The following is a 14,160-nucleotide window of genomic DNA, read 5'->3' on the forward strand; positions in this document are numbered from 1 at the left end:
GCGCCCGGTCCGCGTCGGCCGTTCGGTCGCCGGTAGAGGGCCAGGGGTGAGCCCCACGTCGCGGAGCCGCTCGCAATTCGGCTATTCCCAACAAACGTGGCCGTTCGGTGCTGGTTCAGCCAACTTCGTCAAGGTCTGCTAGCTGCGGCCGCTCAGGTTCTGCGTGAGATGACCATGATGTATTCGCAGGGAGCATTGGTCCGGTTGGCGAAGCCGTGGGACGCGTCGGCCTGAAAGAATAGAGAATCGCCGGTGTTCAGGGTCTCACTGATTCCGCCGATTGCGACGGTTAGGGCGCCTTCGAGCACCACGAGTTGCTTCTCCGTACCCGTTGGATACGCAGGCAGCAGCCCGGTGGAGACCTGCGCGGGGAGGTAGTGGATAACCATCTCGGCTCCGCCCGCCCCCGGTGCCGCTGAGACTATGTGCCGTTCAAAGCCGGTTTCCGGGTCACGGAAAACGGGGCGATCATCCTTGCGCATGACAACAGCCGCACCAGACGCAGCAGCAACTGGTGCACCGATCAGGTCCGAGAGTGACGCATCGAGTGCGTAGGCGATCCTGGACGCTATGCCGATCGTCGGACTCTTCTCACCCCGTTCAACTTTGGACAGCATCGCCCGGCTGACCGACGACTGGGTGGACAGTTGATCCAACGTCAGGCCCGCCGCCTCGCGGCGTCGCCGCACGTTATCGCCGAACGCGCCGACCAGGTCGTCAACTTGCTGTGGTCCCGCCGCTTCTCCGTCTCGCTCGAGCACTGCTCTCCTCCATTGATAGGTATCTCGCCACCACAGCATATGTTTCTCCGAAAGAAGATGTACTCTTCTATAGGAGACGCAGCTATATGTGTCCGATACGACGGAGGTTCCATGCGTTTGATCTCAAGTGGCCAGCACCATGCCACGTTCGAATTCGGCGACCTGCAGGTGGTGTCGCTGCGAGACGGTTATATCGACATGCCGCCGACCCGGCTTCGCGACCAGGACGGGTGCCCGCTCGGTGATCTGCCCGCCGACGTGCCGCTGGTAGGCGGCAATCTACGGCTGTCGGTCAACGCCTTCTTCGTTACCGATGGTACGGTGTCGGTCCTAATCGACACCGGCGCGTCCAACGCCTGGCACGAACCCACCATGGGATTACTCCACGACGCGCTCGACGAAGCGGGAGTCGACCGCGAGCAGGTTACCGATGTGGCCATCACCCACAAGCACGAAGATCACGTGAGCGGTCTGATCGCGCCGGACGGTTCAGAGGCGTTTACCAAACTCGAGCGCGTGTGGATCGGCGCCGGCGACACCTCGGTGTTCACCGGGCGGCTCGAGCCGATCCGCGACCGGGTCGTACCCGTGACCAAGCAAGTAGCGATCAATCACTGGACCACCGCGATCCCGACTCCGGGCCACACAGCCGGTCACACCGTCTACGACATCAGGAGCGGCACCGGCCACCTGCTTGCATGGGGCGACACCGTTCACGTTCCCACGCTCCAATTCGATCAGCCGAGTGTGTCCTGGGAGCTCGACGACAATCAGACCCAAGCTCGCGCTGCACGAGCTATCCTACTCGAGCGACTGACCCGACCCCACCACCTCGTAGCCGGCGCGCACCTCGACTCACCCGGCATCGCCAGCGTCACCCTCGCCGACGACGGCTATACGCTGGAATATCTCGTACCACCAATCGGCTGATCGAGGCACTCGGCTCCGGACCGTGCTCGCGATAGCGGCCAATGAGGGCATCCCGGGACTTCGACCAAGCGCCAGGATGAGGTGTCGAAGTTTAGCAACGCATACCGCCTGTGGCTTCCGTATGCACCGCGCTTCTGAAGGACGGTCAGATTGATCGTTCACCTAGTTGTTGCGGGTCATGAGGTTGTTGGCGTTGGGGTCGGGGTGAGTTGAAAGGGACGGATTTTCCTGCGGCAGGATGGAAAACGCCAATCCCCCATCAACTCGACCGGAAAGACCCGTCCATGGCCCACCGTAATGCCCCGCAGTCGGCCGAGGCCGACGCCGCCTCGTTCGACGCTGTCAACATCGGCCGATCGCCCATGTCGCTGCCGAGATGGGCATCTCCTGTCAATGCGCATCAAAATGTGTGAATCGGTGGCGCCGCTTCGGTGAGCCAGGTCTTGCCGACCGGCCATCGATACCGAATCGTCAGCCCGGGGCAACATCGGTCGAGGTCGTGGCCCGGATCGAACAGTTACGCCGGATCAACAAGTGGTCAGCCCGGCGCATCGCGTTCGAACTCGACATCGCAGGTGTTGCCATCGCGGTGCGCACCCCGACCCGCCAGCTCACGCATCTTGGATTGAACCGCCGCCGGTTCATCAGCCCCAACTGCGACAGCAACCGGACACCACGCCGTATCGTGGCTCGCTGGCCTGTTCATATGGTTCACGTCGATGTGAAGAAGACCGAGCGGATACCCGACGGCGGCGGCTGGCGCATCCACGGCGCCGGTTCTGAGCAAGCCAAAGCCGCGGCCCGTGCCAAGAAGCGCGGCACCCGGGCTCGTTGCCTGTTCCTGCATTCGGCGGTCGATGGCTACTCTCGGCTGGCCTATACAGAAGCTCTCGATGACGAGAAAGCTATTACCGCAGTCGATTTCGTGCACCAAGCACGGGCCTTCGCTGCCCACGGCATCGATTATGTTCACCGTGTCGCCACCGACAACGCGTCCTGCTATAAGGCCCGGGTCTTCGCGACGGTCCTGCACGCAGCCCGTCACCAGCGGATCCGCCCCTACACACCTCTCCACGACGGGTAGGTCGAGCGCTACAACCGGGTCCTGGCCGAGGAACTCCGCTATGCCCGCGAATGGACCTCGGACCTGCAACGCCGGCAAGCGTTGAGCATCTGGAATATCCACTACAACTATCATCGACCTCATTCGGCCGCCGGAAACCGGCCACCAGCCGGCCGCCTATATGCTGGCGTCACCAACGTCATGGCCTCATACACCCAGTTGAACGCCGCCAAATCCCTGAATCGCAATAGTTGTGCGATTCACCCGCCAGGGTCCCCCCGGCACCGGGTCACTTGCCCCGCGGCTCGGACGGTGGCGCAAACCTGTTCTTCGGCGACCACACAACAGTGGGACCGGCGTCACGGCTGCTGTGTTGTGCGGCCCGAGCCCAAGCTACGCCACGCGCACATTAGCGCAGGGTCAAATCAATGCAGGCGACTTCGCTACGAGGCGCCTCGAGCCAGTTTGCGCCGCCGCGGCGCTCACGGATGCAGACACGAAGTGTTCACGATTTGAACACAGCACCCCTGAACACCTGCCATAGATTTGATGCGTCGCTAATCGCAGGAAGGAGCGAGAATAGTGCGCGTCACCTCTGTAGCCGCTGGCAACGCATCAACTGAGGCGATCTTCTCTCGAGAGATTGGTTGATCCTGCTCCTTCGAATGCAAAGCATCGAAGCGGCGTTTCGGTTCCGGAAGGAACTCAAGCCAAGACCGACGCTCACCTGACCTTCGTTCCGTACCGTTCTCAGGAGTCGACGATGACACTGTCAGCCCCAGACACAACCCTTTCCTACAACACCTTCTTCATCGGAGGTGACTGGGTGCAGCCCAGCACCAACCGTTTGATCACGCCGGTCGATGCGAGTACCGAACAGGTCCTTGGTCACGTCCCTGAGGCTGCAGAAGCCGATATCGACGCTGCTGTGGCTGCCGCGCGAGCCGCATTCGATGCTCCTACTGGGTGGGCAAGTTGGGAGCCCGCCCGTCGAGCAGAGGTCATGTTGAGGCTTGCCGACACCATCGACGCACGTGCGGAGGAGTTCGTCGCTCGCATCAGTGCGCAGAATGGCATGCCTGTGGCTGTAGCGCGACAGCTTGAAATCGGCTATCCCAGCACCGTGCTTCGCTACTACGCCAAGCTGGCGAGCACCTTGTCGCTCACGGAGACCCGAGAAGGACTTTTCGGCGGTCCAATCGATGTCAACCGAGTTCCGGTAGGAGTGGTCGCGGCCATCGTGCCATGGAATTTCCCACAGACACTCACGATGTTCAAGATCGCGCCCGCCATGGCCGCCGGCTGCACCCTCGTGATCAAGCCATCTCCGGAAACCGTATTCGACGCGTACCTGCTCGCAGAAGCAATAGAGGAAGCTGAAGTCCCGGCGGGCGTGATCAACATCGTGCCCGGCGGCCGCGAGGTCGGGGCCCATCTCGTCGCGCATCCCGACGTCGACAAAGTCGCTTTCACCGGATCGACCGCTGCCGGCCGAGCGATTGCGGAAACTTGTGGCCGGTTGATGCGACCGGTCACTCTCGAGCTGGGAGGCAAGTCCGCAGCCATTTTCCTCGATGACGCGGACCTTGACCTCACCCGGATCAGAGAGGGGCTCTTCGGCGCAACGCTGTTCAACAACGGACAAACCTGCTATCTCGCCACACGCATATTGGCGCCGCGCAACCGCTACAGTGCGGTGGTCGATGCTTTCACCGCACTGGCCAGCTCACTTACTGTCGGCGCCGCCGCCGACCCTGCCACCCAGATCGGACCGATGGCGACTGCCCGGCAGCGTGACCGCGTTGAGACCTACATTGCCAGAGGGGTCGACGAAGGGGCCCGAATCACTGTCGGCGGTGGGCGCCCTAAAGATCTGGAACGTGGCTGGTTTGTAGAACCGACCGTCTTCGCTGACGTCGATAACAGCGCAACCATTGCTCAGGAAGAGATCTTCGGACCGGTGCTGTCTCTCATTCCCTATGACGACATCGAAGATGCGATCCGGATCGCTAACGACTCCGACTTCGGTCTCGGCGGCACGGTTTGGACGGGTGACAGCGAACGCGGCGCCGCTGTCGCTCGCCGAGTCCGCACCGGAACTATCGGCGTGAACCGGTACATCCCCGACCCCGTCGCGCCCTTCGGTGGCATCAAAGACAGCGGTATAGGTCGCGAACTCGGCCCCGAGGGGCTCGCTGGATACTTGCAGTATCAAACGATCTATCGCTGATCCGGGGCACTGCGTGGGGACGTTCGAGGGGTGTCCCACGAACGTTCCCACTGCGCGTTTCGCAGGATTCGCCCGAATGGGCTCAATACCGTGAAGCGTCCGACCGCGCTGTCATCTGGATGCTCTCGCACGCAGGTATGAACCGTCACGGATTGGACGGCTTCTTCCTAGAGGATGATGGTTCCCATCATGTCGAAGCGTTACCCGCCCGAGGTTCGTGAGAAGGCTGTGCGTCTGGCTCTCGAACGGCTCGATGAGTACGGCACCCCCTATGCCGCCGCCCAGGCCATCGCACGGCCAGAATCTCCATAATCTCCTCGCTCGACTTCACAGCTGCCGCCGACCAAGCCCTGGGTTCAGGGTGACTGGGCGCTATCGGTCGAGTTGGGCTTGGAAGATGGCTCGGTTGAAGTAGGCGCGTGCCTCGCGGATCAGCCCGTCCTCGTGGAGGTCGTAAACGTTGATCCCCGACCAATTCACCGGTGTGCCGCTGCTTGTGACGGCCGCGCCGCTCCACGAGACCGCCACCGAGTCACCGACAATGTGTGCTTCGCGCGGGGTGAGGCCGAGGAACGGGCTGAAGTTCGGCAGGACCGAGGCGATGAAATCGCGGATCGCCGTGCGGCCGACGATCGGCGGGTCGCCGACCGGATCATGGAAAGCGCCGTCGAGGGTGAACGCCTCGGCCCAGGCGTCGGCATCACCGGCCTGAGAAGCGGTGAAGAACTGCATCACTGCGGCGGGCATCGCGGGCATAGTCATATGGTGGCTCCTTCGTAGGGTGGTGATTGGTGAAATTTAGGAAGCTGTCGACGCTCACGCGGCGACCGGTGTGTGGCTTCGGTCGAAGCGTCGCGCGACAGGAAGGACTGTCAGGCCCACGATCGCGAGCACCGCTTGCAGCCCGCAGACACCGGACCATCCGAAAGCGGCGTAGCAGGCGCCGGCCAGCGCCGCGCAGATCGCGCCGCTGAGGAAGACCGCGACCATGTAGACGGTGTTGGCGCGGCTGCGAGCGTTGGGAAGGTAGGAGAAAATGCGTGCCTGGTTGGCGATCTGGCTCCACTGCACCGCGACATTGACCGCGGCGATCGCCACGACCATGAACGCCAGCCCGGTCCGGCCGAGCGCGTACGCGCCCGCCGAGACTAGCGTCAAAACCAGGGCGGCGGTGATGATGGGCAGAGCTCCGCGCCGGTCGATAAACCGTCCCGCCCACGGCGCGGCGAACGCGCCCGCCAGTCCCAATACGCCGAACAGACCCGCTGTTGCGGTGCTGAAATGGTAGGGCTCGTGGGTGAGTACCAGCACCAGCGAGGTCCAGGTGACGGTGTACGCTCCGAATAGGGTCGCGTGCAGCAGGCACGACTGCCGTAACGCCGGTTCGTCGTGCAGCAGCCGCGGCAGCGACGCCAGCAGCCGCCCGTATCCGATGACGTTGGTACGGGCGGATTCTCGCGGCACCAATGTCACGGTCAGCAGCCCCGACGCGGCGGTGAGCACAGCTGCGAGTAAGTAGACCGCCCGCCAGCCGAGCATCTCACCGACCGCACCGCCGATCACGCGGGATCCGATGATTCCGGTCATCAACCCGATCTGCACTCCGGCGACGACCGAGGCACGCCGCTGCGGCGGGGCCAATTCGGCCGCCAGCGGAACGAGCACCTGCGGGATCACGGTGAACCCGCCCACCAGCGCCGCGGACGCCGCCACCATGGACAGGTTCGGAGCGACCGCGGCGAGCAGCAGCGCGAGCACCGTCGCGCTCAACAGCACTGCCAGTAACGGCCGACGGCGTCGCACGTCACCCAACGGCACCAGAAACAGGATCCCCGCCGCGTACCCGAACTGCGCGCACGTCACCACCAACCCGGCCAACGACGGCCCGGCCCCGAGATCGCGAGCGAACAACGTTAGCAGCGGCTGAGCCAGATACACATTGGCCACGGTCGCGCCGCTACAGATCGCCATCATCGCGAACAACTGTGGTCGCACCAACGGTCCGGCATTACGGGATAAGTCGGGGATCTGCTGCTTTTCCGTGTTGGCCATAGCCGCCTCCAAGAGCGATCGAACTAGTTGGTTCGGAGATTAGAACCAGCGCAGGCGCTTGTCAAACGAACTGGTTCGTTAGAATTCGGGATGTGGCATACGATTCAGCGGCAACCAAGGAACGCATCCTTACCGCGGCAGCGAGCGAGTTCGCTGCCCACGGCATCGCCGGTGCCCGCGTGGACCGCATCGCGGCCACCGCCAAGGCCAACAAGCGCGCCATCTACGACTACTACGGCGACAAAAAAGCACTGTTCGCCGCCGTGCTGGAACGGTTGATGACCGACTTGGCCCAAGCCGTTCCGCCCGGCGACGATGTGGATCTAGGGGCCTACGCCAGCGCCCTGTTCGACTACCACCGCGCCCACCCCGAAGGCCTCCGACTGCTGTTGTGGGAAGCCCTCGAGATGGGTGACGAGCCCGTCCCTGAGGAGGAGGCTCGCTCTCGGCACTACCTCGAAAAGATCAGTGCTGCCGAAAAGGCGACAGTCACGGGCACCGAGGATCCCCAGGCTCTTCTGTTCTTCACCCTCGGCCTGGTCGGATGGAGCCTGGCCATGCCGCAACTACGCCGCATGATCCTCGGGACCGAGTACCCACTCGATCAGCTTCGCGCAACCGTGTCCTCGGCTGTCCACGCGCTCGCCAACACACCGCGGGAGTCCGCCGAGTAGCCGACAGTCACCCCTTGCTCGACCCCTGAATACTAGTTCGATTGGGGAAATTCGCTGTTCACCTGTGTGTTAAGTCATCTGTCCGCCGATGGGGAGAACCTGCTGACCACTAACAGACGATGCTGCCACCGTCACCGCCGGACAGCTGCGAACCGTGATCGGCAACCTGATCGACGCCGGGCACTGGCGCCCCGGTGACCCCGATATCCGAATCATCGCCGACGCCGGATACGACGCACCCCGGCTGGCGTTCCTGCTGGCCGATCTGCCCGCTGCTGCCGGAGGCGGTCGGACCGTGTCCTGCGCCGCCGAGCACCCGCATGGCACCCGGAATCGACGGCCGGCCACCACGTCACGGTGGCGAGTTCGCCTTCGGTGATTCGGAGACCTGGGGTGACCCGACACCAACGTCACCTCACGACCGAAACCCGCCTCTACGGCCCTGCCACAGCACGGTCGTGGAATCGCCTGCACCCCAGGCTCACGCATCGGTCATCGTGGGTCGCCCCAGCCGGGAAGCTGCCGGTGATCGACGGCACGGTGATCCGGCTCGACGCCGCCCGGCTATCCAGCGGCGCGATACCGAAACCGGTGTGGTTGTAGCATTCTGTCGTCGACCTGGACACCAGCGATGCAGCGTCCAGCACACCTCGGGCGGTAGTTCGCTCGTATCTCCGTCGAAGCGCGGCTCATAGCGGTCGGACTCAACACGGGATCCGGGTACTGCCTGATCGGACTGCTGGAGTCCCCCGGATCAAGCGCCACAACCCGCGGGCCGAGTTCGGTTATGCAGGTCGGCGAAGACCTCGTCAAAAGGCTCAGGCATTCTCATCTTCTTTCGTGGGGGGGCTCGAGAAGAATCTGCTGGGCACGAAATGTGCTCGCGTAGCCGCTGCGGGCTCGCTCAAGCGGCTCGGGAATCGGCGTACTGAACAGCACCGACGGCAGGGTGATTTCCCACGGTCCGCAGCTGATGTGGGCGACCACGGTGAGCCCGTACATTACCTCCGGCTGCTCGGCCAGATCGCGTAATGCGTTCTCCACGTCCATATCTGCGATATCGCAGGCCTACAGTTGCCAGCGGCGGGCATTGCGATAGGTTCGCGGCGCGATCTGGATTCCGTGCGCGGCGAGCGCGCGGCAGATCGACTCGATGCCGTAGGCCTGGCGGTGTTCGTGGATGAACCTGACGATCAGTGGTGTCGCGAGTCGAGTTCCCGCGCGAAGAAAGCTGAGGCCAACTTCAGTATCTCGTTGAACTACTTGAGGTCTCACACTTCCTTCCGCAGTCGTGCCAGCTCGTCACGCTAAGCCGACGACAGCTCGGTTCCGGCCATTGCGCCCGGCCGGGGGCCCCGGGCGAGGGCCATTTTCACCCATATCCGCAACGTCTCGTAATACACGTCTACCAGCGGGCCTATTGCGCCGGCGGCAGCGTACGGGCCTCGAACTCATCCAGCCGTGCCAGAACCAGACGGACGGCCGTCTCACGAACCTCAGGCGGGTAACGCTTCGTCACGCCTCTGTCGAGTCAGACCGTGAACGGAGACCGGACGGGAGACACATCACGGGCAAGTCAACCGCGCAGGCGACAGACGGTTCACCAGTCAGCCCGTCCGGACTCCCACGACACGCTACGGGGCACCTGACCCCGACCACGAAACCGCTGCTCGCCAGATCAGTCGACGGTTCAACCAGCGGGCGGGGTCGCCGGCTGCAAGTCCCAGGGCATGAACCTGCGCTTTCGCACTGCACACGTCCCGGTCGCCGAGTGCACCAATACATCTCACCGACCTCGACAGAACCACACCGGCGACCAGTGCCCCGCACCCAGGGTTCGGCCTCCACTCGACTATGAGTCGAACTTACAAATGCCGGACGACGGTGTGGGCCTCGCCGCAGTTTTCCCACTGCTTACATGAGCGTTGTTGCGGCCCGCGACACGCAGAGAATGTCGTCGAGGGCCACCCGCAAGGTGGCGCCTGGGTCAGAAGGCAACGATTTTGAGCGCCAGCCGATATGGCCGTCGGGACGAATGAGGACAGCCCCGGTGGCGCTCAATCCATAGATTTGCTCAAACGGCTCATCTGTGGTGAGCGCCTCTTGGCAACCATTTCTACTGCGACACACTTTCCATGCCACGACAGGCAGGGCGGCATTTCCGGTCGTTAGCTCATCAACCTCACTGACCCAAGCATCGCCATCTGCGCCTGCGAGGAGCACGAAGCGTTCTGAGGCCAGATCTTGCGTGGAGAGCCTTTTACCCGCCATGTCCAGCCATACGTGCGGGGCTCGTGCGCCTGGTCGGCCCGTCGGCCGATATTCGCTGATTGTCGATGGCTCAGGCGCTGTGCCATCCGAAACGATGGCGGCACTGTCGTAGCTGTAGCCGAGCGTGACCCCATCGAAGTAGAACTGCTCTCGCTGCTCGGGAATGGCTTGAGCGATCTGTTCCCGTAGCGCCGCACCGTCAGGCTCCTCAAGTGCGGCCAGCCCGCCAGGGGTCCGTACCAAGATCCCGGACAATCCAGTGTCTGCCATCTTCATCGCATTGGTCATGCTGTAATCTGCGTTGTATTTGGCTACCGGCCGCCGCTCGGATTCATAGGTATCGAGCAGCTGGTCGGAGGCGCCGCCACGGAGTACGGCATTGATCTTCCATGCGAGGTTGTGCACGTCGGCGACCCCCGTGTTCAGGCCCAGACCTCCAGTCGGTGGCATGCTATGGGCGGCGTCACCCGCGAAAAAGACACGTCCGGCCCGGAAACTGTCAGCCAGGTTCACTTGCATGTTCCAGGGCAGGACGCTATGAACGATCACTGGCGGAGCTATACCGCCAATTACATGGTTCATTACCAATTCGGCGCAGCGAGCGTGTTCGTAATCATCAGGTGACTCGCTGCTCGGGTCATAGGGAAACAAGAGGTGCCATCGGGTACCACCATCCAAGTTGATGAGAACACCTTCGAACTCGGAGTTGTACAGCCAATAGAGCAAGTGCTTTCGGTCCGCGAGTACATCGCGAAGATCGCACGTAAAGTACACCCCTAGTTGGTGGCCCAGCACGCCTGGGCCAGAATTCCCAATGCCGAGCAGCGTCTTGGTTACACTGCGCGCTCCGTCGGCACAGATGGCGTATTGTGCCCGCACGTCGACCAGAGCGCCGTCGACGGCTCGTGCTTCGACGGTCACGGCGTCCTCAAGGTTGTCGAGGCCGATCACCTCATGTCCGAACCTCAGGTCAATATTCGGCTGGGCGGCCGCCGCCTCGAACAGGATTGGCTCGAGAACATCCTGTGAGGCACTATTGGACGGCGCTGGCCCCAGCGAGGCGGACCGGGCGAGGTATCCAGGGTCCTCGTCCCATGAAATAGCCCCCAGTTGAATGCCCTGCAATCGAGTAACGAAGCACGCACCGTTGAGCCACGCTTGAGGAAGCGAATTTTCGCGGATAGCCGATTCCAGACCCCATTGTCGGAAAATTTCCATCGTCCGAGCATTTTCCCAGTGCGCTTTGGGATGCCGACTCGTTGTCGCACGCCGTTCGAGTACTGTTGCCGAAACACCGAATCGCGAGAGGGCGACGGCGGCTGACAATCCAACCGCAGCCCCTCCAATTACAACCACGTCGGTGCGTACGATCTTCGCCTTGTCCATAACTGTCCTAATTCTGTGGTCGTGAGCCATGTGCCAGCGGGCATGCTACTCGCATTTCTTCAGCTGTTGGTCAGCCACATCTCGTAACCGATTTCACGCGAAATCAGGCCGTCGGTGATATGGAAGTTGTGGACGAGGCGCATTTCTACCTCCGAGCCGAAGGGCACGGGGGCATTCTCAAATCCCGGGCCGATCAGTTTGAACCGAACTCGCATGTCGTCGATGACACGTTCCGGCGTCGCGAAGCGCTCGATCGGCTCGAAGGAAATATCCTCCGCTGCATCGAATATCCGTAGATAATTGGCTTTCACCTCCTCTTTTCCCTGATATTTAAGCCGTCGTCCGGGAACTTCCCAGATAATGTCATCGGTATAGAGACGCATGGCCTGCTCGATCTGAGAAGGATTCTCCTCTTGGATATGCCGCTCCACGAGCCATAGTGCGTGCTCGATGGTGCCGACATCATGAGGGCTCCCGGAAATGTGATTACTCATGATTTCGCCTTTCTCTGTTTACAAATTCTGGTTCTTTAATGACGCGGTTCCGCAAGGTACCAATGCCGGCGATAGTCGTTTCAACGATGTCGCCTTCCGCAAGAAAATGCGGGGGCTCGTGAAAGAATCCGACACCTGCAGGGCTTCCGCCGAGAATGACATCTCCAGCGCATAACATAGTGAACTGGCTCAAGGTAGAAATCATCGCAGGTACGTCATAGATCATATCGCGAAGTTTCGCTTGCTGAACGAGTTCTCCGTTGACCTGGCAGCTGATATCGAGTTCATCAAGTACAGGTAATTCATCAAGCGTCACAAGCGCGGGCCCCCAAGGACAGAATGTATCAAATCCCTTACCGAGACAAAACTGTTTGCCCGCGTTCAGTTGGACGTGTCGCTCACTGATATCTTGCGCACACATGACACCAGCGACATGATCCAACGCGAGCCGGCGCGGAATTCGACGACCTGGCACACCGATCACTACTGCGATCTCTGCTTCCCAATCCACATGCCGGTGACCGCGGGGAAGCACGATCGGGTCGTAGGGGCCGGTGACCGCCGACGGGAATTTCACAAAGAGAGTAGGTAGTTCCTGCGGGGTGCTAGGACTGTTCGGGGCGTGGTCCGCGAAGTTCATCCCCCATCCGAAAATTATTCTCGGTCGACGTAGCGGTGGCCCGGCAACGCCGTAAATCTTCGCTTCAGAGGGAAAGGGAGAAGTTTTCGATAGCTCCGCCACGCGCGGCAGTAGTCGTAAAGAAACAATATCGTCCAGATCTGAGGGCAGATTTCCCTCGGAGAGTTTTTCGATATCGTAATGATGCCCGTCTACCTGCAGACATGCTCGACCATCAGTGCGGGTCAGTCTCACCGTCTTGCGTCCTTAGTAGTTCCTGTACTTCTGCCGCGGTTCGAATTGCGTCCGCGGCATCGACCAATTGGTCAGCCATATCGGCCAATCTCCCGCGCCGTAGCTGCGCCGGCACGGTATCTGGACGCGCCGTCACCAGCAGATGAAGATGTCTGTTGTCCTCGCCATAGCAGGTCGCGTAAACGACGTCAGTCCGACAGACTGTGCTGATAGCGCTGCTCACTCGGCGAAGCGCCGGACCGAGAGCTTCCGCTTCAGCATCGCGCATCGCAGCCAGACCTTCAGCGTGGCGCAATAAGCGAAGTACATACCATCCCGGCACCTCAAAGCCCGGGAAAATTGCGGCGGCCCACCATTGGTCACGATAAATCTCAAACGGATCGGATTCCGCGTGGCTGCATAGAACACAGCTACTGCTCATAAGACTTGATCCCCGAGGTCCGTGATCAGCTCACGATAACTCAGCCGCATACTACGCGGCGGTGGCTTCCTATAGGGGTCCGCTGCACCAATTAGTAGCACTGCGACAGGAAACTGCGTCGGCCCGAACCCGCAGACTTCCGCGAGTAAAGCTTCATCGAAACCCGCCATCGGGCGCGTCGCGTAGCCATAAGACTCACTCACCAGCATGAACGCCATCAGATACATCGAGACGTTTCTGACGACGAAATCTCGGCGCGACCGCGTCGCGTAGAATTTCGCTGCCGCAGCCCGGTCGTCGATTGCGCTGGTATCACCGCTAAAAATTAGTGCGACGCCTGCCTGTCGGACCTTCTCGACATTTGAGTGCAGCATCGCTGAGCAAACCCCGGAAAGAGACGCTCCCCGGGCTACATGGATTCGCCACGGCTGCAAATCCTGTTCACTCGGCGTGAATCCTGCTGCAAGCGCAATTTTTTGAACCGACTGTAAGTCGACTACCGATGGAGCAAAGGTAGCACAGCTTCGTCTGTCTTGTAGAAGCTGCAATACATTTCGACTATCGAAATCTGCCTCGGCCACGTTGCCTCCCACCTCTGCAGTACTACAGGCAGTATGCCAAACCGAATGATGTTTGACAAGGTTCTTGACGTTCTACATCCTTGTCTAGTTTAGGTGTACTGACCATGAACGTTGGTGACGGCGTGGCGAGCTGACAAAACGAAGACCTCCGAGTGAAGTGCGAGCTGCCTAGGAACGCACCCATCCATCGGAGGTCTTCGTGTCTGACCATAACGCCCCGTTGTCGGAAGCGGCTGCTGCATGCTCAGGCGACCTCGTGACCTGCCCCGTCGGTCGGGTTCCAGTTCGGGTTGCTAACTGACAGCCTTACCGAAAGGCTGCTCCACGTGCCACGTGCTTACCCCACCGAGTTCCGGACCCGAGCCATCGCTTTGGGTCCGGGCAGGCAAACCCGCCAAGCAGACCGCAGTCGAACTGGGTATC

Annotated in this window: 11 protein-coding genes and 2 pseudogenes; 5 read left to right on the forward strand and 8 right to left on the reverse strand. The window is 61.4% G+C overall.

Annotation, left to right across the window (positions count from 1 at the left end; genetic code table 11):
• Positions 1-152 precede the first annotated feature (152 nt).
• Positions 153-761 (reverse strand): helix-turn-helix domain-containing protein, encoded by a 609-nt coding sequence (locus ACWCPQ_RS32690; RefSeq protein ID WP_449906228.1) that lies wholly within the window; start codon positions 759-761, stop codon positions 153-155.
• 111 nt (positions 762-872) lie between these two features.
• Here ACWCPQ_RS32690 and ACWCPQ_RS32695 point away from each other — a divergent pair, with 111 nt between their 5' ends.
• The 3 genes and pseudogenes from ACWCPQ_RS32695 to ACWCPQ_RS32705 all read left to right on the forward strand — a co-directional run bounded on the left by ACWCPQ_RS32695 (position 873) and on the right by ACWCPQ_RS32705 (position 4,984).
• Positions 873-1,691, forward strand: coding sequence for an MBL fold metallo-hydrolase (locus tag ACWCPQ_RS32695; RefSeq protein ID WP_449906231.1), 819 nt, complete (start codon positions 873-875; stop codon positions 1,689-1,691).
• Positions 1,692-1,975: 284 nt separating this feature from the next.
• Positions 1,976-2,970: pseudogene (locus ACWCPQ_RS32700) on the forward strand (IS481 family transposase); the annotation flags it as partial.
• Positions 2,971-3,517: 547 nt separating this feature from the next.
• Positions 3,518-4,984: an aldehyde dehydrogenase gene (locus ACWCPQ_RS32705; protein WP_449906233.1), complete on the forward strand. Its 1,467-nt coding sequence runs from the start codon at positions 3,518-3,520 to the stop codon at positions 4,982-4,984.
• Between the two features lie 372 nt (positions 4,985-5,356).
• Here ACWCPQ_RS32705 and ACWCPQ_RS32710 read toward each other — a convergent pair whose 3' ends face one another.
• Entirely contained in the window at positions 5,357-5,746 is a 390-nt protein-coding gene (locus tag ACWCPQ_RS32710; protein WP_449906236.1) for a nuclear transport factor 2 family protein, read from the reverse strand.
• 54 nt (positions 5,747-5,800) lie between these two features.
• Positions 5,801-7,036, reverse strand: coding sequence for an MFS transporter (locus ACWCPQ_RS32715; RefSeq protein ID WP_449906239.1), 1,236 nt, complete (start codon positions 7,034-7,036; stop codon positions 5,801-5,803).
• A 92-nt stretch (positions 7,037-7,128) separates the two neighbouring features.
• Between ACWCPQ_RS32715 and ACWCPQ_RS32720 the strand changes: the two genes are divergently transcribed.
• Both ACWCPQ_RS32720 and ACWCPQ_RS32725 read left to right on the forward strand, forming a co-directional pair.
• A complete protein-coding gene (locus ACWCPQ_RS32720; RefSeq protein WP_449906242.1) occupies positions 7,129-7,710 on the forward strand; it encodes a TetR family transcriptional regulator in 582 nt (193 codons plus the stop codon).
• Positions 7,711-7,840: 130 nt separating this feature from the next.
• Positions 7,841-8,089, forward strand: a pseudogene (locus tag ACWCPQ_RS32725) (transposase); the annotation flags it as partial.
• 449 nt (positions 8,090-8,538) lie between these two features.
• Here the strand turns inward: ACWCPQ_RS32725 and ACWCPQ_RS32730 are convergent.
• The 5 genes from ACWCPQ_RS32730 to ACWCPQ_RS32750 form a co-directional block, all read right to left on the reverse strand.
• On the reverse strand, positions 8,539-8,760 hold the full coding sequence (locus ACWCPQ_RS32730; RefSeq protein ID WP_449906244.1) for a hypothetical protein: 222 nt from the start codon (positions 8,758-8,760) through the stop codon (positions 8,539-8,541).
• Positions 8,761-9,624: 864 nt separating this feature from the next.
• Positions 9,625-11,367, reverse strand: a complete 1,743-nt coding sequence (locus ACWCPQ_RS32735) for an FAD-dependent monooxygenase (RefSeq protein ID WP_449906246.1) — start codon at positions 11,365-11,367, stop codon at positions 9,625-9,627.
• A gap of 59 nt (positions 11,368-11,426) precedes the next feature.
• Positions 11,427-11,861, reverse strand: a complete 435-nt coding sequence (locus ACWCPQ_RS32740) for a nuclear transport factor 2 family protein (RefSeq protein WP_449906249.1) — start codon at positions 11,859-11,861, stop codon at positions 11,427-11,429.
• Positions 11,854-12,735, reverse strand: a complete 882-nt coding sequence (locus tag ACWCPQ_RS32745) for a fumarylacetoacetate hydrolase family protein (protein ID WP_449906251.1) — start codon at positions 12,733-12,735, stop codon at positions 11,854-11,856. The genes ACWCPQ_RS32740 and ACWCPQ_RS32745 overlap by 8 nt, the downstream gene beginning before the upstream one ends.
• A 417-nt stretch (positions 12,736-13,152) precedes the next feature.
• Positions 13,153-13,737: a nitroreductase family protein gene (locus tag ACWCPQ_RS32750; RefSeq protein WP_449906254.1), complete on the reverse strand. Its 585-nt coding sequence runs from the start codon at positions 13,735-13,737 to the stop codon at positions 13,153-13,155.
• Between the last annotated feature and the right edge of the window lie 423 nt (positions 13,738-14,160).

Source organism: Nocardia sp. NPDC001965 (genome assembly GCF_053594175.1).